Consider the following 25,219-nt stretch of genomic DNA (forward strand, 5'->3'; position numbering starts at 1 on the left):
CCCCTTTTTCGGAAACGAATCAGGGCCAAACGCCCGCTCACAGCGTCAGGCGGCGGTCGTCGAGGCGGCGTCCTCCCCGAGCTCCTCGTCGCACTTGCGCGTCACGACGAGCACCGGGCAGGCGGAGTGGTGCAGCACCGCCTGGCTGGTCGAGCCGAGCAGCAGGCCGCGGAAGCCTCCACGGCCCCGCGAGCCGACCACGACGAGGTCGGCGCCGGTCGAGAACTCGGTGAGGAGCTCCGCTCCCGTGCCGTCGAGCACGTGCCGCTTGATCGTGACGCCGGGGTTGGCGTCCTGCGCCCGGTCGACCGTGACGTCGAGGCCGGCCTTGACGTCGGCGAGGACCGTCTCGTGGTCGATCTGCGACGGAAGCCAGGCGAGGATGCCTGCGCCGCCACCGAGCGGCACCCCGGCCACCGCCACCAGCTCGGCGTCCCACGCCTTCGCCTGCGCGACCGCGTGCTTGAGGGCCACCTCGGCGGAGGGCGACCCGTCGACCCCGACCACGATGCGCCGCACCTCGTGGACGACGTCACCGTCGCGCCGCTCGGCGGCTTCGGCACCGTCGTCGCCGCCGCGGTACGGCACGACGACCGTCGGGCAGTGCGCGTGCGCGGGCAGCGCCGACGAGACGGTACCGAGCAGCCGCTCCGTGAACCCGCCCTTGCCCCGCGTGCCCACGACGGCGAGCGCGTGCTCCCGGGACATCTCGACGAGCACGCCCGCCGCGTCGCCGGTCGCGACGGTGCCCTGCACGGGCACCCCGGCGGCAGCCACCCGCGCCTCGGCCTCGGCGAGGACCGCCTTGGCGCCCTCCTGGATCGCGGTGTCGTCCAGCGCCGCGTACCCGCCGTCGAGCGACGCAGCCGTGAACGACGGCAACGAGTAGGAACAGACGACGTGCAGCCCCCACCCCACGCGCCGCGCGTACGCGGCGGCCCAGTCGAGGGCGTGCAGGCTTGCTGCAGACCCGTCAACACCTACCAGGACGACCTCAGGCCGTGTCATCTTGCGCCTCCTGTCCGCTGGCGAGGAGCCCGCCCTCGTCATCGAGGGCGCCTGGTTCAAGCGTAGCGAAAGGTTGGCGCAAGGCACAGCAAAGCGCCCCGGTACCGAGGTACCGGGGCGCTCTTGCGGCGCGGGTCAGGCCTGGACGCGCAGGAACGTCGGGCTGGACTGCCAGATGTCCCGGATGCGGGTGTCCCAGCCGTCGGGGCGGGAGGCGTCGATCTGCTGGCCGTTGCCGATGTAGATCGAGATGTGACCCGGGGACCAGATGAGGTCGCCCGGCTGCGCCTCGGAGGCCGAGACCACGGAGACGTTCGAGGCGTAGCGGATCGCGCTCGACTGGTGCGGGAGGCTGACGCCGACCTGCGCGTACACGTAGGTGACGAGGCCCGAGCAGTCGAAGCCGGCCGGGGTGGAGCCACCCACGACGTACGGCGTGCCGATGTAGCGGTGCGCGATGGAGACGACCTGGGCGCCGATCGACGAGCCCGACACCGTGGTGGAGGCCGCCGGGGCCTCCGTGCGCTCCACGGAGCGGGAGACGGTCTCGGTGCGCGTCTCGACGACGGGCTCCGGCTCCGGCTCCGGCTCAGGGGCCGGGGTGATCTTGGCACCGGAGACGACCTTCTTGCTCAGCGTCTCGACGTCGACCTTCGCCTTGGCCTGGACGGTGACGACCGGAGCCGCCTCCAGGGCCTCGCGGGCCTGGTCGCTCAGAGCGCCCAGGTCGACGGTGCTGAGCTTCTTCGACGCGTCGTGGTCGACCGGGGCCGCCTGCGCGGCACCCGCGCTGGCGAAGGTCGAGACGATCAGTCCGCCGGCAGCGGCGACGACGGCGGCGCGGCGGCCGGTCGCGGTCTGGACCAGCCCGCCGAGCGGACGGCGCGCGGCGCGATGCCGGGCGCGCGTGGTACGTGCGTTCACGTGTTCCCTCTCCTGTCGCCTACGAAGTCAGCTGTCGGGTTCGGGTGGGAGAAATCACCCGGCCGCGCGGACCGAAGTCCGTGTGGCTTCACCCCAAGGACACCGTGGTTCTGGTGCCCGGAAGTGGGTCCCCCGCCCCTGCCAGGAGGTTGCGGTTCTCGACCGGCGGCAGGGCTCGGCGTTCCGGTCGAGAATCGGCGGGTCACCGCCGAATGGATGACACCGTAGCGGACCGGCGCGGCAATGTCACGTTTCGATCACAGGTCCTGTGGACAGCCCGTCGCGAGGCGCGTCGGCCCAGGTCGAACCGGTTCCCGGGGCATGACGAAGCCCCGCCACGCGGAGGCGTGGCGGGGCGTCGTCAGGACGCATCGGACGGACTCAGCCGACGCGGATGAACGTGGGGCTCGACTGCCAGATCGCGCGGTACTTCACGACGTCGCCCGGCTTCGGGGCGTCGATCTGCATGCCGTTGCCGGCGTAGATCGCGACGTGGCCCGGCGTCCAGATGAGGTCGCCCGGCTTCGCGGCCGAGGCGGAGACGACGGTGCCGGCGTAGCGCTGCGCCGACGAGGTGCGCGGGAGGTTGATGCCGACCTGCGCGTAGACGTACTGGGTCAGACCCGAGCAGTCGAAGCCCGACGGGCTGCTGCCGCCGGAGACGTACGGGACGCCCACGTAGCGCATCGCGATGGACACGATGGCCGAGCCGTTGGCCGAGGCCGGGACAGCGGTCTCGACGGCGGTGCGGTCCTCCGAGCGCGAGGCCGAGTCCGTGGACCGGGAGTCCGTGCCGGCGGAGTCGGCGGTCGTCGTGCTCGAGACCTGCTCGACGACGGGCTCCGGCTCGGGGGCCGGGGTGATCTTGGCGCCCGCCGCGATCTTGGCGGTGAGCTTCTCGACGTCGACCTTCGCCTTGGCGTCGACGGTGACGACCGGGGCGGCCTCGAGGGCCTCGCGCGCCTGGTCGGTCAGCGCGCCGAGGTCGACGGTGCTGAGCTTCTGGGCGGCGTCGGTGTCGACCGGGGCGGCCTGCGCGGCACCCGCGCTGGCGAAGGTCGAGACCAGGAGGCCACCGGCGGCGGCGACGACGGCCGCGCGGCGACCGGCGGCACCCGTCGGGGCGATGGCGATCGGGCGACGGGCGGCGCGATGCCGGCCCTGGCTCGTGCGTGCGGTCACGTGTCTACCTCTCCTGTCGCCTGCGAGGTCAGCTGTCGGGTTCGGGTGGGAGAAACACCCGGCCTTCCGGGCCCGAGTCCAGGCCCTTTCGGCTTCACCCCGAGGACGTCGTCACCGACGCCCGAAGTGGGTCCCCCGCTCCTGCCGTGCGGATGTCCGTGGAGCTCGGCCGGTGGCAGGGTTCGGCGTCCGGTCGAGCGCCCACCGGCTGTGCACCGGCGAGCGCCCCCGACCGTACCGGAAGACCCGGGGCGATGTCACGCTGCGGTCACGATCTGGCGCGCCGGCGCTGCCGGGGCGTCCCCGCGCTGGTCAGCGGCTCGCGACGAAGAGGTGCCGCGCCAGCTCCTCGGGCAGGTCAAGCACGACGCCCGACCCCTCGACCTCGACCGTGACGTCGTCGCCGGCGGCCCGCGCCGTGATCTGCGCCCCCGGGACGAGCCCGGACTCGGCCAGGCGGGCCAGCAGCTCGATGTCCACCTGGAGGGGCTCGGCGATGCGCTGCAGCACCAGGTCCTTGCCCTCGCCGTCGACCTCGCCCGCGACGCGCGCCGCGGCCAGCACCGCCGGCAGCGACTGCACGCCCTCGAGGAAGGGCACGTCCTTGTACTGCTCGCCCAGCTCCGACAGCCCGGGGATCGGGTTGCCGTACGGGTCGGCGTGCGGGTGGTCGAGCAGGGTCACGAGGCGCTTCTCGACGAGGTCGCTCATCACGTGCTCCCAGCGGCACGCCTCGGTGTGCACGTGCTCCCAGTCGAGCTTGATGACGTCCGTGAGGAGCCGCTCGGCGAGGCGGTGCTTGCGCATCACGCGGGTCGCCTTGGCCTGCCCGGCCTCGGTGAGCTCCAGGTGCCGGTCCCCCGTGACGACGACGAGCCCGTCACGCTCCATGCGCGCCACCGTCTGCGACACCGTGGGGCCGGAGTGCCCCAGGCGCTCCGCGATCCGGGCGCGGAGCGGCGGGATGCCCTCCTCACCGAGCTCGTAGATCGTCTTGAGGTACATCTCCGTGGTGTCGATCAGGTCGGTCACGTCCACTCCCGTCTTTCGGCGCGGCCTAGTCTATTCGCACGCGTGGGCGCAGGCGGGGTCGCGCGGCGCCGTCGTGCGTGCTCCCCGCGCCATCCTGCCCTGCGCCACCGACGACCCGCTCCCCCGCCCGGAACCGGAGACACCATGCCCGCCGCGCCGACCGTGCCTGCCCAGCCGACCCTCGTCATCCCGCCGTCGCTCCTGCCGGGCGACGGACGGTTCGGCTCCGGCCCGTCCAAGGTCCGCTCCGCGCAGGTCGCCGCGCTCGCCGCCGCGGGCGACCCCGCGGCGCCCGTCCTCGGCACCTCGCACCGCCAGCCGCCGGTCAAGGACCTGGTGCGCCGCGTGCGCGCCGGGCTGGCCGACCTGTTCGCCCTCCCCGACGGCTACGAGGTGGCCCTCGGCAACGGCGGGTCCTCCGCCTTCTGGGACGTCGCGACGGCGTGCCTGGTCGAGCGGCGCGCGCAGCACGCCGTGTTCGGCGAGTTCGGCGGCAAGTTCGCGGCCGCGACCACCCGCGCCCCGTTCCTCGCCGACCCGGACGTCGTCCGGGCCGAGCCCGGCACGGTCGCCCGGCTGCGGCGCGAGGACGGCGTCGACGTCTACGCGACCCCCCACAACGAGACCTCCACCGGCGCGATGGCGCCCGTGCGCCAGGTGCAGGACGCGCGGGCCGACGGCGCGCTGCTGCTCGTGGACGCGACGTCGGGCGCGGGCGCGCTGCCCGTCGACCTCGCCGACACCGACGTCTACTACTTCGGCCCGCAGAAGGTGTTCGCCGCGGACGGCGGCCTGTGGCTGGCCGCGCTCTCGCCCGCCGCCGTCGAGCGGGCCGAGCGGGTCGAGGCGACCGCCGGGACGGCCACCGGCCGGTGGGTGCCGGAGTTCCTCTCCCTGACGACGGCGCTCGCGAACTCGCGGCTCGACCAGACCCTCAACACGCCCGCCGTCGCGACCCTCGTGCTCCTGGCCGAGCAGGTCGAGTGGCTCGTGGAGCAGGGCGGGCTCGCCTGGTCGAGCGCGCGGTGCGCGGAGTCGGCGGGCGTGCTCTACGACTGGGCCACGGCCCGCGACTGGGCGACGCCGTTCGTCGCCGACCCGGCGGAGCGTTCCACCGTCGTCGCGACGATCGACCTCGACGACGCGATCGACGCGACGGCCGTCGTGCGCACCCTGCGCGAGAACGGCGTCGTCGACGTCTTCCCGTACCGCAAGCTCGGCCGCAACCAGCTCCGCGTGGGCGTCTTCCCCGCCGTCGAGCCCGACGACGTGCGCGCCCTCACCGCCTGCGTCGACCACGTCGTGGAGCACCTCGGCTGACGGCGGCGGCCGGCCCGGCCTCGCGGGAGCCGGCAGACCTGCAGATCAGGAGCCATTTTTCACCCGCTAGGTCACGGGCTGATAACGTGCCGCCTCGTCCTGTTCGGGCGAGGATGCCGGGAGGCCCCCCATGCCGGAGATGCACCATTTCACCTACGGGTTGATCACGCCCGTGCTCGCGTACGTCGCGTCCTGCCTCGGTGCGGCCACCGGCCTGTCGGCCACCTCCCGCGCCCGCGCGGCCACCGACACCAAGACCCGCGCGGTCTGGCTGCTCGTGGGCGCCCTCGCCATCGGCGGCACGGGCGTCTGGGTGATGCACTTCATCGCCATGCTCGGCTTCACGGTGACGGACATGCCGATCAACTACGACATCCCGCAGACGGTGCTCAGCGCCCTGGTCGCGGTGGTGGTCGTCGCGATCGGGCTCTTCATCGTGGGGTTCGCCGGCGACCGGCCGGTCTGGCTCGTCTCCGGCGGCATCGTCGCGGGGCTCGGCGTCGCGACGATGCACTACATGGGCATCGCTGCCATGCGGATGTCCGGCGGCATGGAGTTCTCGATGCCGGTGGTCGGGCTGTCCGTGCTCATCGCGATCGTCGCGGCGACGGCGGCCCTGTGGCTCAGCGTCAACGTGCGTGGCAGGGGCGCGACGCTGGGCGCGGCCCTCATCATGGGCGTGGCCGTCAGCGGCATGCACTACACCGGCATGGCCGCCCTGACCATCACCGGCACCCCGGGCGTCCCCACCAGCGGCACGACCGCCATCGACCTGCTCGGCCCGCTCATCCTCGGGATCGCGGCACTCACGGTGGCGCTGGTCTTCGTGGTCCTCATGTGGCCCACCGAGGACGAGATGCGCGACCAGCAGGAGTTCGAGGCCCGGATGCGGCGGCGGGCGGGCACGTCCGGGCACGCCACCCGGCACGCCGCGCGGCGCGAGCCGACGCCGCGCCACTGACGGTCGGCCACCGAGGCCGGCCGACGACTGCTCAGGCCGAGGTCGGCACCCGCTCGGCGTCGGCCCGGCTGAGCTCGCGGCGCACGCCGTCGCGGGTCGTTGCGCCCTGCAACGCTTCGCGGTCGAGGTAGACGACCTCGAGGTGCGGACGGCTCAGCACGCGGTAGCGGACCCGCAGGTGCCAGCGGCGCACGGCCCACACCGTCGCCGCGGCGGCGACGAGGAAGGTCGCGATCGACCCGACGAGGATCGACCAGCGGGGCCCCCAGGCCTCGCCGATCCAGCCGACGATCGGCGACCCGATCGGCGTCGCACCCTGGAAGATCATCACGTAGAGCGCGATGACGCGGCCGCGCATCGCGGGGTCGGTGGAGACCTGCAGCGCGCTGTTCGCGGCCGTCATCATCGTGAGCGACGACAGCCCCACGGGGATGCACGCCACCACGAACGACGCGTAGGTGGGCATGAGGCCGAGCACCGCCGTCGAGATCGCGAAGGCGAACGCGGACCCGATGACGAGGCGCACGCGCGGGCGGTCGCGACGCGCGGCCAGGAGGGCGCCGGCGAGGGAGCCGATCGCCAGGACCGAGCCGAGGATGCCGTACTCCCCCGCGCCGCGCCCGAACTCGACGCGCGCCATGAGCGCCGAGGTGAGCTGGAAGTTCAGGCCGAAGGTCGACACCACGAACATCACGACCATGATCACGACGATGTCGGAGCGCCGGCGCACGTACTGCACGCCCTCGCGGATCTGCCCCTTGGCCCGCCGCGGGGCGGGCTGCGGCCGCAGCTCGCGCACGCGCATGAGCGCCAGGGCCGCGATCGTCGCGCCGAAGGTGACGCCGTTGATGACGAACACCCAGCCGGCGCCGACGGCCGCGATGAGCAGGCCCGCGACGCCCGGGCCGATGAGCCGCGCGGCGTTGAACGACGCGCTGTTCAGCCCGACCGCGTTGGGCAGCTTGTCGGCGGGCACCATGTCGGCGACGAAGGTCTGGCGGGCGGGGTTGTCCAGCGCGGACACGACGCCGAGCAGCAGGGCGAACACGTAGACGTGCCACAGCTCGGCCCGGCCGGAGAGCACGAGCGCGCCGAGCCCGAGCGCGAGCACGCCCATGCCGCCCTGCGTGGCCATGAGGAGGCGGCGGCGCGGCAGCCGGTCGGCCAGCACGCCCGCCCACGGGGAGAGCAGGAGGAACGGGAGGAACTGGAGCGCCGTGGTGAGGCCGACGGCGATGCCGGAGTCGTCGCTGAGGTCGGTGAGGACGATCCAGTCCTGCGCGATGCGCTGCATCCACGTGCCGACGTTGGCGACGAGGGCGGCCGAGAACCAGATGCGGTAGTTCGTGTACTTGAGGGAGGAGAAGGTGGCGCTCATCGATCGAGCTCCCCGGTCGGTTCGTCGCTCGCGGGGGCCACGGATCTCCTTCTCCTCGGGTGGGTCGTCTCCCTGAGCAACAGGGTATCGAATCGTTCTATTCCTTGCCCTGCGGTGACCCGTGCCACGTCGTCGCCGGGGTCGAGTACGGTATGCGCCGTGCGCACCGAGATGTCCCTCGCGGAGACCCTGAACGAGCTCGGCCTCCTCGGAGGTCGAACCCTGCCCCGCTTCGTCACGTCCGTGGGCGGGGCCGGCGACCAGCTGGAGGTCGTCGCCGACGCCCGCGCGGTGAAGAACCTGCCCGGGCCTCTCAAGCTCGCCACCCGCCTGGTCCCCGCGGTGCGCTCGCGCCTGCGGGTCGAGAGCTTCGACGGCGGCGTCGCGGTGCTCACGGTGGACGCGAGCGCGGGCGGCCTCCCCGCGCACAAGCTCCTGGGGCTGGCGGCGAACCGCATCGAGTCCGTCCTCGCGGCCAAGGGCCTGCCCGCCGGCTCCGTGCAGCTGCGCAGCGACGCGCGGATCGCCCTCGACGTGCAGCGGCTGCTCGCCGCGCGCTACCCCGGCACCGTGGTGCAGGGCATGACGTTCGCCGACGGCCGCGTCGCCGTCGACACCGCCGCCTGACTCTCGTCCCTCGTTGTGGGTGCTCAGCCGCGGGCGGCGATCTCGGCGGCGAGGCCGGAGGCGTCGAGGTAGTCGTCCCACCGGTAGGCGACGACCTTCGCGACACGGGGCCGCGCCAGCGCGACCTGCCGGTCGAGGGTCGCGAGGTCGGTCGACGCCCGGTCGCCCACCCGCCCCGTCGGCCGGAATGCCTCGACGTTCGCCCACAGGGTGACGCCGCGCACCGCCGCCGCCTCCGCGTAGAGCGTCGCGGTCGAGCCGGCGTACGCCTCCTCGTAGGTGGTGTCGCCGACGATGCCGCGCAGGTCCGCCCGCACCGGCTCGTCCCGCTCGGCGGGGGTGAAGACGCCCACCCGGCCGGTGCCCCCGCCGTCCTGCGGCGCGAGGACCATCGTGACGCCCGCGCGGGTGTCCGCGATCCGCTGCAGCGCCGGGCGGACGGCGGCGACCGGCACGGCGCCGCGTCGCAGGTCCGCGTACGGGCTGACCACCACCCGCTGCTTGTCCCGCGGGAGCCGGAAGCCGACGATGCGGTGCTGCATCTCGTACACCCGCAGGTTGGGGGCCCACGTCGCGGCGTCGGTGAAGACGGCCGTCTCCAGGGTCTGGTAGGCGCCGGCGAAGCCCGGGCTGCGGCCGAACTTCCTGTTCCAGTCCGCCAGGACGCGGGACGTGAACCCGCCGAGGGTCTGCGTGTACGAGTCGTCGGCGACGTAGGGCACGTCCGGGTCCGGCGCGGGCTTCGGCATCCCCAGGTAGACGGACATCCCGAACAGCGCGGCGTCCGCGACCAGGAGCGCGTCCGGGTCCGCCCCGGAATCGTCGAAGGCCACCACGAGGTCGTAGGTGCGGCTCGGCGAGTCGCAGTCGCTGTACCCGCCTTCTACCGGCAGCAGCCACCAGGTGAAGACGCCGGCCGCCGTCGTCGAGCGCCCGTCGCGGCCGGGGCAGAACAGCGCGGCGTCGCCGAACGTCGTCCGGCCGCCGTAGGTGTAGACGTGCCGCACGGAGCCGCCGCCCGTGCGCGAGACCGCGTGCCGGTAGCCGTCCGCGCCGTCCACCGTGAACCCGTCGAACGGGGCGTCGGCCCCCGGGCGCAGGTCCGCCGGAGCGGCCGGCGTGAGCTGGGCGCCGAACGTGACGAGCGTGTCCGCGCCGATCGCGTGCGCCCCCTGCACGGTGGCGCGCGTCGCGCAGCGGGACGGGGAGGTGAAGGCGAAGTAGCCCGTGACGGCGGAGGCCGCGCGCACCGTGCGGTCGGGGCGGTCCAGCCGCTCGCCACCGGGGCACGTGGGCGCAGGGCTCGACGTCGGGTCCGGTGACCCGGGCGGCGTCGCGCCGGACGCCAGGGGCGATGCCTCGGCCGACGACGCCGACGACGGGTCGGGCCCCGACGACGGCGGCGCCGGCCGGGAGCACGCGAGGAGCGTGAGCGCCATCGTCGCGGCCAGCAGCGTCGCGGCCGCCCGCCGCGCCGGGGAGGTCGTCCGTGCCGGGGACGTCATCCGCGGCCCCGCCGCTACTTGACGGTGGCGGGGAGCACCTCGAGGTCGTCGGCGTGCTTGTCGACGTACTTCGCGGCCTTGTCCTTCGCGATCGACGCCATCAGCGGGTCGAACCGGTCGCGGTCGAGCACGACGATCGACTGCCCGTCGTCGCTGCGGCCCGTGCCCGAGTAGGGCGCCGTCATGAAGGTGACGTCGTTGGTGCTGAGCCCGCGCGCGCTCATGTAGAGGTTGCGCATCCGGTCGATCGTGAAGCCGTCGTCCGCCGCCACCGACTTGCTCACCGTGGTGAAGAAGGACGTCATCATGCTGACGTCGTTCCGGTTGTTGTTCACCTTCGCGAGGATGGCGCGCATCCAGTTCTGCTGGCGCTGCACGCGGCCGAAGTCGCCGTTGACGAGGCCGTGGCGCTGCCGGGTGTACGCCAGCGCCTCCTCGCCGGACATCATGTGCAGGCCCTTGGAGAAGAAGACCTGCTTGCCGTCGCCGATGTCCTCCGGCACGCGGATGCGCACGCCGTCGAGGGCGTCGGTCATGGCGGTGAACGAGTCGAAGTCCGTCACGACGAAGTGGTCGATCTTCACGCCCGTGAGGTCCTGCACGGTCTGGATCATCAACGACGGGCCGCCGTAGGAGAACGCCGCGTTGATCTTCGCCTGGCCGTGCCCGGGGATGTCCACCCACGAGTCGCGCGGGATGGAGACGACCTGCGCGCTCTCGCGGTCGGCCGGCAGGTGCACCAGCATGATCGCGTCGGTGCGCTGCGCGCCGGCCTTCCACTGCGACGGGTCGCCGGCGGAGATGCGGCTGTCCGAGCCGAGCACCAGCAGGTTCACGGCCTTGTCGTTCGCCTTGTCGGCCGGCTCCGGGGTGTTCTCGATCCCGGCGAACGGGTCGCCCAGGCGCTCGATGTTGTTATCGAGCTGGTGCTGGAACCACCAGGCGGCGCCGAACCCGCCGGCCGCGAGGACGAGGACGAGGACCCCGACGACGGCGAGGGCGCGGCGCGTGCTGCGACCCTCGGGGCGCGCGTGGCGACGGGGGGACGGGTCACCCACGGCTGCGGGCTTCGGGTCGGCGGTCACTCGGCTCACAGGGCGGGATCCTACGGGCACGGCCGCGGAGGACCTGTGTTCCGTTCGTGACGGTTCCCGCCGTACCATTCGGCCGGTGCGCCCCCGGGCAAGGGACGCACGGTCGGCGACACGGGGAGGCACGGACGATGCGCGGCAGCAGGAGGTCGCCGGCGCGCCGTCCGCGGATGCTGCTCGTCACGCACCACTACCCGCCCGAGCACGGCGCCCCGCAGCGCCGCTGGGACACCCTCACGCCGCGCCTCATGGCGGCGGGCGTGGACGTCGCCGTCCTCACCCCGCCACCGCACTACCCCACCGGGCAGCTCCAGGACCCGCAGGGCGCGCACCGGCCCGGCACGGTCTCGCGCGGTCCGCACGGCGAGCGCGTCGTGCGCACCCGGTTCCGGCCGCACGGCCCCGACCTGCTGTCGCGCACCCGCGACCAGGCCGTCGCCGCCGCGAGCGCCGTGACGCTCGGCCTCAAGCACTTCCGGCAGGCGGGCGAGCGGCCCGACGTCGTGGTCGGCACGGTGCCCGGCATCCCGTCGATGTTCGCGGCGTGGGTGCTGGCCCGGGTGCTCCGCGCACGCCTCGTCATCGAGATGCGCGACGCCTGGCCCGACCTCATCGAGCCGAGCGGGGTGCTCGACACCCGCCGCTCGGTGACGTCGCGGCTGCTCGCGGGCACGCGCGCCCTCGTGCACCGGGCGGTGACGCGCCTGCAGGCGCGCGCCGACGCCGTCGTCACCACCACGGAGACGTTCGCCCAGGTGCTCCTCGAGCGCGGGGTGCGGCGCGTGGCCGTCGTGCGCAACGGCACGTCGTTCCAGCCGCTCACGTCGGACGACGCCCCCGAGGACGACGGCACGGCCGTCCCCCCGACGCGGCCACTGCGCGCCGTGTACGCCGGGACGGTGGGCCGCGCCCAGGACCTGCAGTCCGTGGTGCGGGCGGCCGCGCTCGTGGCCCGGCGTGGGCTGCCGCTGGACGTCCGGATCGTCGGCGCGGGGGCCCGCGTGCCGTTCCTGGTGGACCTCGCGGCCGAGCTCGACGCCCCCGTGACGTTCGTCGGCCACGTCCCCCCGGGCGAGGTACGCCGCTACTACGCGTGGGCGGACACCGTCGTCGTGTCCCTGCGCGACTGGAAGCCCCTGGAGTGGACCGTGCCGTCCAAGCTGTACGAGGTGATGGCCTCCGGCGCGCACGCCACCGCGTGCGTCGCCGGCGAGGCCGCGGCGCTGGTGCAGCGCTCCGGCGCGGGCTCGGTCGTGCCGCCCGGCGACGTCGACGCGCTCACCGAGCTGTGGTCCGGCTGGGCCGCCGCCGGGGAGGTGCCCGGCGTCGACCCCCGCGCCGCGCGCTGGGTGGCCGAGAACGCCGACGACGACGTCCTCGCCGACCGGTACCTCGACCTCCTGCGCGAGCTCACCCACGCCCCGGACGCCCGATGACGCGGCTGCGGGAGCTGGCCCGCAACGCGCGCCTGGCCGCATCGTTCGTGGCGGGCGCGCTGACGACCGACCCGGCATGGCTGGCGCTGCAGGCCGCGCGCCGCACGCCGCCGAGGGTGAGCGCCGTCGTGGTGCCGCGGGTGGAGCGGCTGCTGGGCGACGGGACCTCGAGCGAGGCCGGCCGGCTGCGCGCGGCGTGGCAGGCCGGCGACGTCGCCGACCTGCGCGCCGCCACACCCACGACCCGGGCCGGGCGGCGGGTGCGCGCGTCGCTGCTCGGTCAGGTCGGGCTGCTCGAGACGCCCGTCCCCCCCGGGAGGTCCCACGATGTGGACGGTTCGCGGGGTCCGGCGGGTGAAAAGGCCGCGGACTCCCGGGCGGGTGAGCTTCCCGTCCCCGTCCACCACCACCTCACCAACTCGCTGCCGCACACGCAGAGCGGCTACACCCTGCGCACGCACGCGATCCTCACGGCGCAGCGCGCCGCCGGGCACCGGGTCACCGCGACCACGCGCGCCGGCTACCCCCTGACGATCGGCGTGCTGACCGCGCGCGGGACCGACGTCGTCGACGGCGTCCCCTACGGCCGCCTCGTGCCGCGCCGGATGCCCGCGGACCACGGCCGGCGGGCGCGCGACGGCGTCGACCTCCTCGTGCGCGCGCTCGAGGAGGCGCGGCCCGCCGTCGTGCACGCCACCACCCCCTGGACCACCGGCGACGCCGTGCGCGCCGCCGCCGCCCGGGTCGGCCTGCCCTGGGTGTACGAGGTGCGCGGCCTGCCCGAGGAGACCTGGGCCGCCTCGCACCCCACTCCCGAGGCCCGCGAGCGGGCGGCCGCGTCCGAGCGGTTCGCGCTGCTGCGCGCCAAGGAGACGGGGCTGGCGCTCGCCGCCGACCACGTCGTCACCCTCAGCGGCACGATGCGCGACGAGCTCGTGTCCCGCGGCGTGCCCGGCGGGCGCATCACGGTGGTGCCGAACGCCGTCGACGCGGCGCTGCTCGGCCCCGCGCCGTCGCCCGCCGAGGCGCGCGCCGCGCTCGCGCTGCGCACCGCGCCGCTCGTCGTCGGGACGGTGAGCAGCGTCGTCGGGTACGAGGGCCTGGACACCGTACTGCGCACCGTCGCGCTGCTGCGCGAGCGCGGCCTGGACGTGTCCGCGCTGATCGTGGGCGACGGCGTCGACCGGCCGCGGCTGCTGCGCCTCGCCGACGAGCTCGGGCTGGGCGAGCACGCACTCCTGCCCGGGCGCGTGCCCCGCGACGTCGCCCGCACGTACCTCGCCGCCCTCGACGCCGTGCTCGTGCCCCGCCGGCCCGACCGCGTCACCCGGCTGGTCACCCCGCTCAAGCCCGTCGAGGCGATGGCCCTCGGCCGCCCCGTCGTCGCCAGCGACCTGCCCGCCCTCGCCGAGGTGCTCTCCCCGCTCGACCCCGCCGGGCCGGGCGCCTCCCCCGCCGGCGCCCTCGTCGACCCCGACGACGCCGAGGCGTGGGCCGACGCCGTCGGCCGCGTGCTCACCGACGACGCGCACCGCGCCGCCCTCGTCGACGCCGGCCGCCGCGTGGCCGCCGAGCGCACGTGGGAGCGGCTCGTGGGTCGGTACGCCGACGTGTACGCGGCCGTCGCCCGGGCCTGAGCGGGCCGGCGGCAGGTCGGCAAGAGGTCAGCGCCGCCCGAGGGCGCGGTACTGCCAGCCCGCGTCCGTCCACGCCGTCCGGCTCAGGGCGTTGCGCCCGTCCAGCACGGTCCGCTGCGCGACGAGCGTGCCCACCCGTTCCGGGTCGAGGTCGCGGTACTGCTTCCACTCCGTGAGCAGCAGGACGGCGTCCGCGCCGGCGAGCGCCGCCTCGAGGTCCCGCTCGTAGCGCAGGTGCGGCTGCTTGGCGCGGGCGTTGTCGATGGCCTGCGGGTCGTGCACCGTGACGACGGCACCCAGCTCCGCCAGGCGGGCCGCGACGTCGAGGGCGGGCGAGTCGCGCACGTCGTCGCTGTCGGGCTTGAACGCGGCGCCCAGCACGGTGACCTCGGCGCTCTCGACCATCCCGCCGAGCACCTCGACCGCCAGGTCCACCATCCGCGCGCGGCGGCGCGTGTTGATCGCGTCGACCTCGCCGAGGAATGCGACCGCGTCGCCCGCGCCCAGCTCGTCCGCCCGGGCCCGGAAGGCGCGGATGTCCTTCGGCAGGCAGCCGCCGCCGAAGCCGAGCCCGGCGTTGAGGAAGCGGCGGCCGATGCGCGCGTCGTACCCGATCGCGTCCGCGAGGCGCGCGACGTCGCCGCCCGCCACCTCGCACAGCTCCGCCATCGCGTTGATGAACGAGATCTTCGTGGCGAGGAAGGAGTTCGCCGCGACCTTGACGAGCTCCGCCGTCGGGTAGTCGGTGACGATGCGCGGCACGTCGTCGGCCAGCAGGGGCGCGTACACGGCGTCGAGGACGGCCGTGGCCCGCTCCCCCGCCGCGCCCTCGACGACGCCGTAGACGAGGCGGTCCGGACGCAACGTGTCCTGCACGGCGAACCCCTCGCGCAGGAACTCGGGGTTCCACGCGAGCAGCGCGTCGGGTCGCGCGGCCGCGACCTGGTCCGCCAGGCGCTGTGCGGTGCCCACCGGGACAGTGGACTTCCCCACGATCACGGCGCCCGGCGCGAGGTGCTCGACCAGCGCCGAGAACGCGGCGTCGACGGCGGCGAGGTCGGCCGCCTGACCGTCCGTCCGCTGCGGCGTCCCGACGCACACGAAGTGCACCCGCGCCCCCGCCGCCGCGGCCATGTCCGTGGACACCGTGAGCCGGCCCGTGCCCGTGACCTCGGTCAACAGCTCGTCCAGCCCCGGCTCGAAGAACGGCGCCTTGCCGGCGGCGAGCGCGTCCACCCGGTCGACATCGACGTCCACGCCCACGACGTCGTGCCCCAGCTTCGCCATGCTCGCGGCGTGCACCGCTCCCAGGTACCCGAGCCCGATGACCGAGATCTGCACGTTCGTCGCCCTTCGTCGAGGCGTCCCAGGGACGGCGGCGCGCAGGAGCACGCCGCGGCTCACTCTAAGATGCGGGGGCGATGACGTACGAGGCTGAAGTTCGACAGGGCGCGACGCGCCCCGTCGACCTGTACGCGGAACTCTTCGGCAAGCAGGCGTCCACCCTCGAGGTCGTGTCCACCGGGCGGCTGTCCCAGGTGGGCGCGCGGCCCCCGATCCGCACCTACCTCGCGCAGCTGTGGAAGCGGCGGCACTTCCTGTGGGCCGAAGCGCGCGCCAAGGTCACCAGCGGCACGCGCGAGACGCTGCTCGGTCAGGCGTGGCTGGTGCTCAAGCCGATGCTCGACGGGTTGGCGTACTACCTGATCTTTGGCAAGGTCCTTGGGGCGGACACGGGGATCCCCAACTTTCTGGGCTATCTCGTGATCGGCGTCTTCCTGTTCCAGTTCACGACGCAGTGCGTGACTGGCGGAGCGAAGGCGATCCCCAGTGGACGGAATCTGATCCGCGCCTTCAGCTTCCCCCGTGCCTCGCTCCCGATCTCCGTGGTGCTGCGAGGAGTCCTCAACCTCCTCCCGACGCTCGCCGCTATGTTCGTGCTGCTACTCGTTCTCCCGACGCAGGAGGTCTGGAGCCCGGCCGCGTTCCTGTTTCCCGCCGTTGTGGCGCTACAGGTGGTCTTCGTGACCGGCCTGTCGCTCCTGCTGGCCCGAGCAGCGGCCGTGCTGCCCGATTTGAACCAGCTCATCGGCGTCGCCATGCGCTTCTGGCTCTACGGGTCGGCGGTCTTCTTCTCGATCGACCGGTTCTCGAACTACCCGTGGATCGTGGGCGTGATGGAGGCCAACCCCATGTACATGGTGCTCCACTCCGCGCGCGACACGCTGCTCTACGGCGTCGTGCCGAGCCTGTCGACATGGCTCGGGCTGGGCGCCTGGGCCGTCGGGACGCTCGTCGTCGGCTTCGTCGTCTTCTGGCGGGCGGAGGAGTCGTATGGTCGCGTCTGACCTCGTCGACCCCTTCGCCCAGGCGACGGTGGCCGTGCAGGACGTCAGCGTGCGTTACCGCGTGCCGTCCACGGACGCCGCCGAGCGCCGTCGCCGGACGAACCCGATCGTCAAGGCCGCGCGCACCGTGCTCGGCAACGACCCCAAGGTGCTGGTGCGCGCCCTGTCCGGGATCTCCTTCGTCGCCCGGTCCGGGGAGCAGATCGGCCTCGTGGGCCAGAACGGCTCCGGCAAGAGCACCCTGCTGCGCATCATCGCCGGGCTCGAGAACCCCGCCAAGGGCCGCGTGCTCGCCGAGAGCACGCCGGTCCTCATCGGCGTCAACGCGGCCCTCGTGCCGGACCTGTCCGGCGAGGAGAACATCCGCCTCGGCTGCCTCGCGATGGGGCTCACCCCCGCGCAGGCAGACGCTGCCGTCCCGGAGGTCAAGGAGCTCGCCGGCCTCGGCAAGTCCATCTACCTGCCGATGAAGACGTACTCGTCCGGCATGGGTGCCCGCCTGCGATTCGCCATCGCGACGGCGTCCAACCCGCACATCCTCCTCATCGACGAGGCCCTCGCCACCGGCGACGCTGCCTTCAAGGAGCGCAGCGAGGCCCGCATGCAGGGCCTGCGCAAGAGCGCCGGCACCGTGTTCCTCGTGTCCCACGCCGCGCAGACCATCGAGGAGAGCTGCACACGGGCCATCTGGCTCAACCACGGTCGACTCGTCCTCGACGGCCCCGCCGAGGACGTCGCCCTGCGCTACCGCAAGTGGGCCTGGGCCGTGGCGAAGGACAAGCCGGGCGAGGCCAAGCAGATCATCGAGACCGCCTTTGCCGAGCGGGAACAGACCACCGTCCGTGTGGACGAGGTGAGGTCGTCCCGTCTGTACACTGCCCGTCACGTGAGGCCGCCGAAGACGTCGCGGCGTCGCAACCAAGGAGACAAGACGAAGTGACAACCTCGCGCCCGCGCATCATGACGGTGTACGGCACCCGACCCGAGGCCATTAAGGTCGCGCCGGTCATCAAGGCCATCGAGGCGAGCGAAGTGCTCGACTCGATCACCGTGGTTACCGGACAGCACCGAGAGATGCTCGACCAGGTCAACGAGATCTTCGAGATCACGCCCGATCACGACCTCGACATCTTCGAGCACGGGGCGTCGCTGTCGACCATCGTCGCTCGGGTGCTCGAGAGGCTCGATCCCGTGCTGGTCGCGGAGCAGCCCGCTGCGGTTATCGTCCAGGGGGACACCTCCACTTCGACGGCTGCCGCCCTCGCCGCGTTCCACCGCGGCATCCCGGTGGTACATGTCGAAGCCGGTCTCCGGTCGGGCGACATCCTGTCTCCGTTCCCAGAGGAGGCGAACCGCAAGATCACCTCGCAAATCGCGGCGCTGCATCTCGCCCCGACCTCGACCAGCAAGGCCAACCTGCAGCGGGAGTCCGTCGCCGACGACGACATCGTCGTCACGGGCAACACCGTGATCGACGCCCTGCTCATGACGGTCGAGAAGAAGACTCCGTTCAGTGACCCGGCGCTGGAAGACCTTGCAGACTCTGGCAGCCGCATCCTCCTGGTCACCACCCACCGCCGCGAGAACTGGGGCGGCGCGATGGAGGGCGTCGGCAGAGCCCTGGCCCGCATTGCGGTGGCCTTCCCCGACGTCCAGATCGTCCTGCCCGCGCACCGCAACCCGATCGTCCGCGAAGCGGTGTTGCCGCATCTCAAGTGCCTCGACAACGTCACCGTGACCGAGCCGCTGGCCTACGGGGAGTTCACCCGCATGCTCGCGCTCGCAAGCGTGGTGCTGACCGACTCCGGGGGTGTCCAGGAGGAGGCGCCGAGCCTCGGCAAGCCCGTGCTGGTCATGCGCGAGAACACGGAGCGCCCGGAGGCGGTCGACGCTGGCACCGTGAGGCTCATCGGGACGGACGAGGAGCGCATCGCCAGCGAAGTCACCACGCTCTTGACGGATCGTGACGCGTACGAGGCGATGGCGCAAGCGGCGAACCCGTACGGCGACGGCCACGCCACCGGCCGAATCCTGGCAGCCATCGCACACCGTCTCAGAGGCGGGCCGGCCCCGGACGAGTTCGACTGGGTGGAGTCCCGATCATGAGCCCGACGCGAGTCCTCCTCTATGGGTCGTGCGTCTCCCGGGATACCTTCGAACACCTCGCGCAGGACGAATTTACCCTGACGGGGTACATCGCCCGGCAGTCGATCATCAGCGCGTACTACCCACCGCTGGCATACGAGCTCGACCTGTCGGCGATCTCATCGCCGTTCCAAGTCCGGGTCACCCAAGAGGCGCTTCGTGGAAGCCTTAGGGCGACGACGTACCACGAGGCCGGGAGTATTGATCTCGTTCTGTGGGACCTGACGGACGAACGAACCGGTGGCTTCGTCCTCCCTGACGGGACCTTCGTAACTCGCAGCGTCGAACTGGACGCTGCAAGCATCACCGAATCCGTCTCCGCCGACGCCGACCGTTATCTCCCGTTCGGCTCCGACGAACACTTCCAGCTCTTCACCAGTGCAGCCGGGGCGTGGTGGGATGAGTTGTCGTCCCTGGGGTTGGCCTCGCGGGTGCTCGTCCTCGCGCCCGAGTGGGCACCCCATACGACGTCTGGCATTGTGACGCCCCCGAGCTATGGCCTGACGGCCGAGAGCGCAAACTTCCACTTCCAGCGGTACTTCGAGTTCGTGGAGCAGCTCGGCGCACCGGTCGTCCGCATCACGAGGACGACGGCCGATCCAGAACATCAATGGGGAAGCGCTCCGTTCCACTTTGCGAAGCCTGTTTACGACCTGCTTAGTGAGATCATCGGCGAATTCGTCGACGAAATCGTCCACCGGAAGCCCGCCACGCCGGCCATAGGGACTGCTGCACACGGAGTCGGGACTGATCGTCCGCCGCAGCCAGTGCAGGAGCGCGTAGCCGACCCTCGCGCGATGGTGGTCCAGGAGGGCGACGCGCACGCCCCGGCGATCATTTGTTGCGTCCCCCGAGGAATCGGCGCCGCATCGATCAAGGAGATGCTGCCGCAGAGCCTCCAGACCCGCGCGAGGCTCGTCGTTGTCGAGGCCCCTGCCGACGAGGCTGGACACATCGAGCACACCAGCGCGTACGTGCGGACAATTCACGGAACAGTCGGCCAGACGGACCACCCCATCCTCATCGGCGTCGGCTGGGGGGCACCCCTCGCGATGGCAGCGGCGGCTCATATCCATCCGGTCGCCACAGTCCTCTCCGACCCGCGGGGGCTGACAGAAGACGCGCGCCCTGCAGTGCCCACGATCGTCATAGCAACGAAGGACGGACCCTGGTTCGAATCGGACGAGGATCCCTCGCGTGCGCTGGCCGCCATGGCCGCAGCCTCCAAGACAGGCGTCCTTCACCTTGTGTCGACATCCGCTGCACACGCCACGACGGTGCGAGACGAACTCGACCAGATCTCGACCAGCCTCGCTGACGACAAGGAGCCTCTGTCCCGATGAGAGTTCTCATGCCAGTCAGCTTCAACGCCGAACACGGGGGGTTGCACGACCATGTCGAGGAGATCGCTGTCTCCGCGCGTGACCGCGATGTCCAGGTCGTCGTGGCCTGTCGTCCGGGGCCCTTCGCCTCCCGGCTCATCGCCCAGGACATCCCCGTCATCCATGTCGACCTGACCGATGTCGAGGCGGCATGCAATGCGGCACGAGAGGCCGGCCCTTGGGACCTAGTGCACTCGCACCCGTTCGCTGCGCGAGAGTTCGCCGTCGAGTTCACACGCCGTGAAGAAGTCCCCCTGATCGTCACGATGCATGGCTGGTACCTCGACGACATCGCTGAGTGGCACGAATCGGCGGACGCGATCATCGGCGTCACGGGGGCCATCGCCGATCGGCTCAAGTCGGTCCCCGGCGTCGCAAAGGAACGCATACACGTCATCGAGAACCGGATCGGAGCGGCGAAGGTCGGGAGGCAAGCGCCGGGAGGTGCGTCGGGCCCCCTTGTGCTTTCCGTCGTCAGCCGCCTCGACAACGACTTCGGTCAGACACAGGCCGTCATCGAGGAATTCATCCAGCGATCCACAGAGGTCGCAACGGACCGCCCGTGGCACATTCGGATCGCCGGCGATGGGTCAGCTCGAAACCGCGTGGCCGCGGAGCTTGGTGCCCTGGCCCTCGCGCCGGGGGCTCCGGACATCAGCTTTCTCGGCTGGGTGGATGCCCTCGGCCTGCGCAGACTCTACGAGGACTCGTTCGCCACGATCAGCCCTGGCCGGGCAGCGATCGACGCCATCGCCTCCGGCATTCCGACCGTCCTCACGCGCCAGATCGGCACCTACGCGCTATCGCCGATCGGTGACACCGCCACCCTTATCTACGGGACCGAGAACTCCCATGTTTCCGGGGGTTCATTCTTTGATTTCTGCCGCGAACTCGCCGAAGAACCTCAGCGGAGACGAGATTTTCTCGCCTACAGCAGCCGTACCGTAGGAATGAGGCTCAATCCTCAGATGCTGGAATTCCTACTCCTTTCCGTATATGAGAGCGTGATAGGTTTCGGGCGTCGCCCCCAGGCCACGGCGACGCTCCCGGAATCGGCGCCCGAGTTCCAGGTCACGCCGGGCCCTACGAATGTTCTAGTTCAATATACTGGGGATCCCGACGGTCGCGAGTTCGCGTTCTACGTTCTCCATGAGTCGACGCGCATTCGCACAGAATGGTACTCGCCTCAATCCACGATCGAGATTCGCCCCGACGAACTCGCGCAGGTCACGGCCGTACAATGCTTCGTGAAGCACCCCAGTGGGGCCATCGGCCAGACGCATGTGAAGATCTAGGAGCTCACGTGCACGCACACGCAGCGGCCGATCACGCTCAGTGGAAGGCTCCCGTCCAACGGTGGCGGAGCCTTCGCCACTTCCTCACCCCCGATTCGCACGAGGCATCGTTGCACTCCGTGTCCTTTCCCGACGGCGTCGTGGATATGTCGTTCTACGGTCGCCCCCTCGGGGCCGAACACCCGGGAATCGTGCCCATCATCCTGAGCGGCGCGACCAAGGATCGCAACGGGAAGCCAGGGCCGTACTTCTCCGGGCAGGGCATCAGCACCGAGATTGGCAAGCCATCGATCGGCATCGCCGATCCCACCATCACCGACCACGACGACCTCAAGCTGGCGTGGTACACCGGATGCCACGAGTTTCACGCACTCGACGCCATCAGCGCGCTCTTGCGAGGCATCGCTGATCGCTACGATCTCCACCTCCTCCTCGTCGGCGGCAGCGGCGGCGGATATGCAGCACTGCGGTTGGTGGAGGATCTTCGTGACCGCGCCACAGCCTTCGTGTGGAATCCGCAGACGGACATACTCATGTACGAAGCTTCAGCCGTCGCGTCCTATGTGCGCTCAGCCTTCCCTGAACTGGAACTCGGCCCTGACCTCGCCGCTGGCCCGGAAGAGCGCGAAGCGACCCGAAGCATGCTGCGGCGCTCAGGCGTCGACACCATTGTCGGGTCGGTAAGTTCCGCCGGATCGCGAACGCTAGTCCTCCAGAACGTCGATGACTGGCAGCACACCGAGTCTCATGTTCGGCCCTACGCCTCGCGCCGAGGGATGGCTGACGAAGGCGCACACCTCCAAGATGCGCGCGGACAGGTAGCGTTCGGCAATTGGGGGGTGGGCCATATCGCACCACCCAGAGATGTGCTCGTCCTCGCGACGAAGTCGCTCCTGGCCGGGCACACGGTTGACGAGACCTACGCGCAACTCCTCACAGCGTTTCCGGCGATCTTCGACCTTCACCCCATCGACATGGGGTCGGTGAAAAGTCATCACTTCGCCTTGAGTCTGGGCGGCGGAGAACTCCGCGTTTCGTACAACGGGCCGGTCGACGGCTTCGAGTTCGCTTACTACTTCAACGGACCGCATGGCCGCCTCGACCAACGCTGGTACACCGATCAGCCGGACGTCGTCGTGCCGCCTGCCGTAGCAGACCGCACGACCTCGATCTCGTGCTTCGTCCGGAACACTGTTCAGGCTAAGGTCCGCTTCGAGATTCCCGTCCCGGTCCCCGTGGGCTGATCAGGGGCCCACCTCCCGCAAGAGGTATCGGCGCAGCGCGGCATCGTAATGTCGACCGTAGTGAAACGGAGAGATTCCCCACTGGTGCTCGGTGGCGGCCCGTGTCTCGGTCTCGCTATAGCTCCACACAGGCCACCCCGAGCTCGCTTGGGCCTGGCCCACAAGTCGGTCCTGGTAAAGGTTCGATCGTGCGATGTACTCGAGATTCGCCGACGGGAGAGGGGTTCCGTCCTCCAGGACCGTCGCCCATCTGGGCGCATTGATCCTCACGTCTGCCGACCTCGAGGACGCTTCCACGATCTCGACGAACCTCTGGAAGCCCGCAGTCCATCTTTCGAAATGCTCCGCCGATCCAGACTGCACGATTCTATCTTCGGACGACGCCGTGTACCCCGTGAGGAGTTCGTTCGACCGAGTCGCCACACCGCCCGAGCCGTCCACGATGAGATCGAATCTCTCGTCGATCAGGTCAACTACAAGGAGGTCCCACGCTACATCCGTCAACCCGGTGGATAGAACCTTGGTGAGATCCGCCTCGACCATTCGCCGCCTGAAGGGCGACGACTCTCGGGCGGGGTCATATCGTGCGTTCGACCGCTCCGCGAACGCCGAGGCCAATGACGTCCGGGCGAAATAGCCCGCCAGATCGACCCCGTCGTCGGCCCCGAACGTCGCGAAGACGTCTCGGGTCACGCAGCTCCCGACGACCAGCACACGAAGGGTCATCGCATGCTCCGCATCGCCAGCAGACGCGACGCGTCCTCATGGAGGCCATCAACGAACCGGCGGATACCGTAGCGGACCGACACATAGTCCCGCGCCGGTGCGACGAGGGCGTAATACGAGTCCTCGTCCTGGGTCTTCACGATCTGAGCGACCATCGACTCGACGTCCGGGTGCACGACATATTCGGGGTAGATGAACTCTGCGCCCGGCCAAGCCAGAACTAGACCACAGGATCCCGCGGCGAACCCTTCGGCGGGGGCAAGATGAAAGCTCTCGTCGTCACTGACCGAAAGCACCCATCCGGCCTTTCCGATCTCGGAACGCATGTCCGACCAACCGCGGTACGTCACCGAATCCGCGAGTTGGTTCACCTCGATGAACTGATCGCATCGCCTGAAGTAGTCGCGCTGCTCTCCGTCGCGCCAGATCCAGTCCACCTCGTGCGCCGACTTGCCGAAGACATCGAGCGTGTACCGCTCGTCGACCTCTTTGAGTCGTGCCAGGATCTCCAGCGCGCGAAGAAGTCCCTTACGGTCAGGGACTGCACCAACGATCGCCAGCCTGTTCCATTTCTCCTCCCACGGGTACTGGGCGTACGCGTCGACGTCAACCCAGTTCGGGAGCAGTCTCGCCTTGGAGCGAGGGATAGAAAACACGCGCAAGAAATCTTCGAGAGTCTTGACGGACACCGAGATGAAGCGATCGACACGATCCATTGCAGGGTCAAAACCGAAATCGCGTTCCAGTTCGAACCGATGACCCCGCACGATCAGAGGCTGATCTTGCCGGACATGCCGGGCGTACCAGACCACGTTACCCAGGAGCCAGTCGCAGAATACAATGTCTGCCCATGCGACGAGTCGTTTGGAGCGCGCAAGCTCGTGCCTTTCATGGCCGGTCCACTCGTCGATCGCCACGTCGAAGTGGTCGGAAAGGGCCGGCAGTGCACCCTTGATGAACTTGAGGTCATAACCGGCGATGAGCAGGCGAGGCTTGATCGCACGGAGGAACTTGTCGTAGGTCCCATCTCGGCACACCTCGTAGAGCTCGCGCAGCCTCGCCTTGAAGCCCTCGTGGCGGATCAATGCGTCGTGAGTGAGGAGGAACGACTGCAGGTCGCAGAACGTCTTCTGGGAGATCTCTCCGCGACGCCGACTGTAGAGGCCCAGCAGCGCTTCCCGCACCCCGATCGTGCCGCGGGCGGCGAGGTAGTCGATGCCCAGCGCGCTCAGAATCCTCTGCACCTCGGACCAGACTGTGAGGTGGTCGCGCAAGGCACTGTCGGTATACGTCTGGGTAGACGAACGGTCTCCCGCCACTCGCCGGTTATAGACGAACGTTGGGACATCGACATAACGAACCACGTCGGCGACGCTCAGCACCTGCGCGAGATAGATGGTGTCCTCACCCATCCGCACGTCCTCGCGCCACCGCACGTCGTTCGACCGGAGGATCGAGGTACGCACGAGCGAGGGGCAGGTCGTGCTCTGCCCTCCGATGATCCGTGCTGCGAGGTCGTCCCTGCTCGTCAGGTCCTGGGCATCTGCAAGCCTGTTGGCGGGGATCCGTGCGCCGAGGTCGTCCTCCACCTCCAGCCAGCCTCGCACGAGGTCGGCGCTCTCGCGTAGTGCCACCTCTAGGAGGGCCTCCACCCCGTCGGGCAGCATTTCGTCGTCGGCGTCGTGGAAGTAGACGAACTCCCCGCGAGCGGCATCGACTCCCATGTTCCTCGGGCGCGACGGCGACCCGCTGTTGGTCGACGAGGTGAGCAGGCGCCAGTCCGGTCGGCGGCCCACCCACCTGGCGACCACCTCACGAGTCCTGTCGGTCGAGCAGTCGTCGATGATGAGGACCTCGACATCAGACCGATGCGCTGCGAGCCGCGCGACTGACTCCAGCGAACGCTCGATCTTCGACTCGGCGTTGTAGGCAGGGATAACAACCGTGAGTACCGGTCGTGAATCGCTCATGTGTTCCC

Annotated in this window: 21 protein-coding genes and 2 riboswitches; of the genes, 11 read left to right on the forward strand and 10 right to left on the reverse strand. The window is 70.9% G+C overall.

Annotated features, from left to right (window positions below):
- Positions 1 to 45: 45 nt before the first annotated feature.
- From ACFWDO_RS10785 to ACFWDO_RS10800, 4 genes are all read right to left on the reverse strand, one after another.
- On the reverse strand, positions 46 to 1,008 hold the full coding sequence (locus ACFWDO_RS10785; protein ID WP_380320805.1) for a universal stress protein: 963 nt from the start codon (positions 1,006 to 1,008) through the stop codon (positions 46 to 48).
- A 135-nt stretch (positions 1,009 to 1,143) separates the two neighbouring features.
- Entirely contained in the window at positions 1,144 to 1,932 is a 789-nt protein-coding gene (locus tag ACFWDO_RS10790) for a C40 family peptidase (RefSeq protein ID WP_380320808.1), read from the reverse strand.
- Positions 1,933 to 2,096, reverse strand: a riboswitch (cyclic di-AMP (ydaO/yuaA leader).
- Positions 2,097 to 2,313: 217 nt separating this feature from the next.
- On the reverse strand, positions 2,314 to 3,114 hold the full coding sequence (locus tag ACFWDO_RS10795) for a C40 family peptidase (RefSeq protein WP_380320811.1): 801 nt from the start codon (positions 3,112 to 3,114) through the stop codon (positions 2,314 to 2,316).
- A 3-nt stretch (positions 3,115 to 3,117) separates the two neighbouring features.
- A riboswitch (cyclic di-AMP (ydaO/yuaA leader) is annotated at positions 3,118 to 3,295 on the reverse strand.
- Positions 3,296 to 3,426: 131 nt separating this feature from the next.
- On the reverse strand, positions 3,427 to 4,146 hold the full coding sequence (locus tag ACFWDO_RS10800) for a metal-dependent transcriptional regulator (protein ID WP_380320813.1): 720 nt from the start codon (positions 4,144 to 4,146) through the stop codon (positions 3,427 to 3,429).
- Between the two features lie 144 nt (positions 4,147 to 4,290).
- Between ACFWDO_RS10800 and serC the strand changes: the two genes are divergently transcribed.
- Both serC and ACFWDO_RS10810 read left to right on the forward strand, forming a co-directional pair.
- A complete protein-coding gene (serC, locus tag ACFWDO_RS10805; protein ID WP_380320816.1) occupies positions 4,291 to 5,466 on the forward strand; it encodes a phosphoserine transaminase in 1,176 nt (391 codons plus the stop codon).
- Between the two features lie 130 nt (positions 5,467 to 5,596).
- Entirely contained in the window at positions 5,597 to 6,427 is an 831-nt protein-coding gene (locus tag ACFWDO_RS10810; RefSeq protein WP_380320819.1) for an MHYT domain-containing protein, read from the forward strand.
- Between the two features lie 31 nt (positions 6,428 to 6,458).
- Here the strand turns inward: ACFWDO_RS10810 and ACFWDO_RS10815 are convergent, their stop codons facing one another.
- Entirely contained in the window at positions 6,459 to 7,805 is a 1,347-nt protein-coding gene (locus tag ACFWDO_RS10815; protein ID WP_380320822.1) for an MFS transporter, read from the reverse strand.
- A gap of 159 nt (positions 7,806 to 7,964) precedes the next feature.
- Between ACFWDO_RS10815 and ACFWDO_RS10820 the strand changes: the two genes are divergently transcribed.
- Positions 7,965 to 8,432: a hypothetical protein gene (locus ACFWDO_RS10820; RefSeq protein WP_380320825.1), complete on the forward strand. Its 468-nt coding sequence runs from the start codon at positions 7,965 to 7,967 to the stop codon at positions 8,430 to 8,432.
- Between the two features lie 23 nt (positions 8,433 to 8,455).
- Here ACFWDO_RS10820 and ACFWDO_RS10825 read toward each other — a convergent pair whose 3' ends face one another.
- Both ACFWDO_RS10825 and ACFWDO_RS10830 read right to left on the reverse strand, forming a co-directional pair.
- Positions 8,456 to 9,937 (reverse strand): hypothetical protein, encoded by a 1,482-nt coding sequence (locus ACFWDO_RS10825; protein ID WP_380320828.1) that lies wholly within the window; start codon positions 9,935 to 9,937, stop codon positions 8,456 to 8,458.
- A 14-nt stretch (positions 9,938 to 9,951) separates the two neighbouring features.
- The gene (locus ACFWDO_RS10830; RefSeq protein WP_380320831.1) at positions 9,952 to 11,031 is read right to left on the reverse strand and encodes an LCP family protein; all 1,080 of its coding nucleotides are present in this window, start codon (positions 11,029 to 11,031) and stop codon (positions 9,952 to 9,954) included.
- Between the two features lie 128 nt (positions 11,032 to 11,159).
- Here ACFWDO_RS10830 and ACFWDO_RS10835 point away from each other — a divergent pair, with 128 nt between their 5' ends.
- Together ACFWDO_RS10835 and ACFWDO_RS10840 are read left to right on the forward strand one after the other, a co-directional pair.
- A complete protein-coding gene (locus ACFWDO_RS10835) occupies positions 11,160 to 12,464 on the forward strand; it encodes a glycosyltransferase family 4 protein (protein ID WP_380346940.1) in 1,305 nt (434 codons plus the stop codon).
- Complete coding sequence (locus tag ACFWDO_RS10840; protein ID WP_380320836.1) at positions 12,461 to 14,101, forward strand: glycosyltransferase family 4 protein; 1,641 nt, start codon at positions 12,461 to 12,463, stop codon at positions 14,099 to 14,101. Before ACFWDO_RS10835 ends, ACFWDO_RS10840 begins: the two co-directional genes overlap by 4 nt.
- A gap of 27 nt (positions 14,102 to 14,128) precedes the next feature.
- On the opposite strand, the gene ACFWDO_RS10845 is transcribed toward ACFWDO_RS10840, so the two are convergent.
- Positions 14,129 to 15,442 carry a UDP-glucose dehydrogenase family protein gene (locus ACFWDO_RS10845; protein WP_380320839.1) on the reverse strand — a complete coding sequence of 438 codons (1,314 nt, stop codon included), beginning with the start codon at positions 15,440 to 15,442 and terminating at the stop codon, positions 14,129 to 14,131.
- 80 nt (positions 15,443 to 15,522) lie between these two features.
- Between ACFWDO_RS10845 and ACFWDO_RS10850 the strand changes: the two genes are divergently transcribed.
- The 6 genes from ACFWDO_RS10850 to ACFWDO_RS10875 all read left to right on the forward strand — a co-directional run bounded on the left by ACFWDO_RS10850 (position 15,523) and on the right by ACFWDO_RS10875 (position 22,515).
- Positions 15,523 to 16,449, forward strand: coding sequence for an ABC transporter permease (locus ACFWDO_RS10850; RefSeq protein WP_380320842.1), 927 nt, complete (start codon positions 15,523 to 15,525; stop codon positions 16,447 to 16,449).
- Positions 16,436 to 17,389, forward strand: a complete 954-nt coding sequence (locus ACFWDO_RS10855; protein WP_380320845.1) for an ABC transporter ATP-binding protein — start codon at positions 16,436 to 16,438, stop codon at positions 17,387 to 17,389. Before ACFWDO_RS10850 ends, ACFWDO_RS10855 begins: the two co-directional genes overlap by 14 nt.
- 20 nt (positions 17,390 to 17,409) lie before the next feature.
- Positions 17,410 to 18,555 (forward strand): non-hydrolyzing UDP-N-acetylglucosamine 2-epimerase, encoded by a 1,146-nt coding sequence (gene wecB / locus ACFWDO_RS10860; RefSeq protein ID WP_380320857.1) that lies wholly within the window; start codon positions 17,410 to 17,412, stop codon positions 18,553 to 18,555.
- Entirely contained in the window at positions 18,552 to 19,937 is a 1,386-nt protein-coding gene (locus ACFWDO_RS10865; protein ID WP_380320848.1) for a DUF6270 domain-containing protein, read from the forward strand. The genes wecB and ACFWDO_RS10865 overlap by 4 nt, the downstream gene beginning before the upstream one ends.
- Before the next feature lie 8 nt (positions 19,938 to 19,945).
- On the forward strand, positions 19,946 to 21,271 hold the full coding sequence (locus tag ACFWDO_RS10870) for a glycosyltransferase family 4 protein (RefSeq protein ID WP_380320851.1): 1,326 nt from the start codon (positions 19,946 to 19,948) through the stop codon (positions 21,269 to 21,271).
- Positions 21,272 to 21,390: 119 nt separating this feature from the next.
- A complete protein-coding gene (locus ACFWDO_RS10875) occupies positions 21,391 to 22,515 on the forward strand; it encodes a hypothetical protein (protein WP_380320854.1) in 1,125 nt (374 codons plus the stop codon).
- Here the strand turns inward: ACFWDO_RS10875 and ACFWDO_RS10880 are convergent, their stop codons facing one another.
- Complete coding sequence (locus ACFWDO_RS10880; RefSeq protein ID WP_380346942.1) at positions 22,516 to 23,241, reverse strand: DUF6270 domain-containing protein; 726 nt, start codon at positions 23,239 to 23,241, stop codon at positions 22,516 to 22,518.
- Positions 23,238 to 25,211, reverse strand: coding sequence for a glycosyltransferase (locus ACFWDO_RS10885; protein WP_380321960.1), 1,974 nt, complete (start codon positions 25,209 to 25,211; stop codon positions 23,238 to 23,240). The genes ACFWDO_RS10880 and ACFWDO_RS10885 overlap by 4 nt, the downstream gene beginning before the upstream one ends.
- Between the last annotated feature and the right edge of the window lie 8 nt (positions 25,212 to 25,219).

The sequence above is a fragment of the Isoptericola sp. NPDC060185 genome (assembly GCF_042728595.1).
Lineage (GTDB): Bacteria > Actinomycetota > Actinomycetes > Actinomycetales > Cellulomonadaceae > Isoptericola.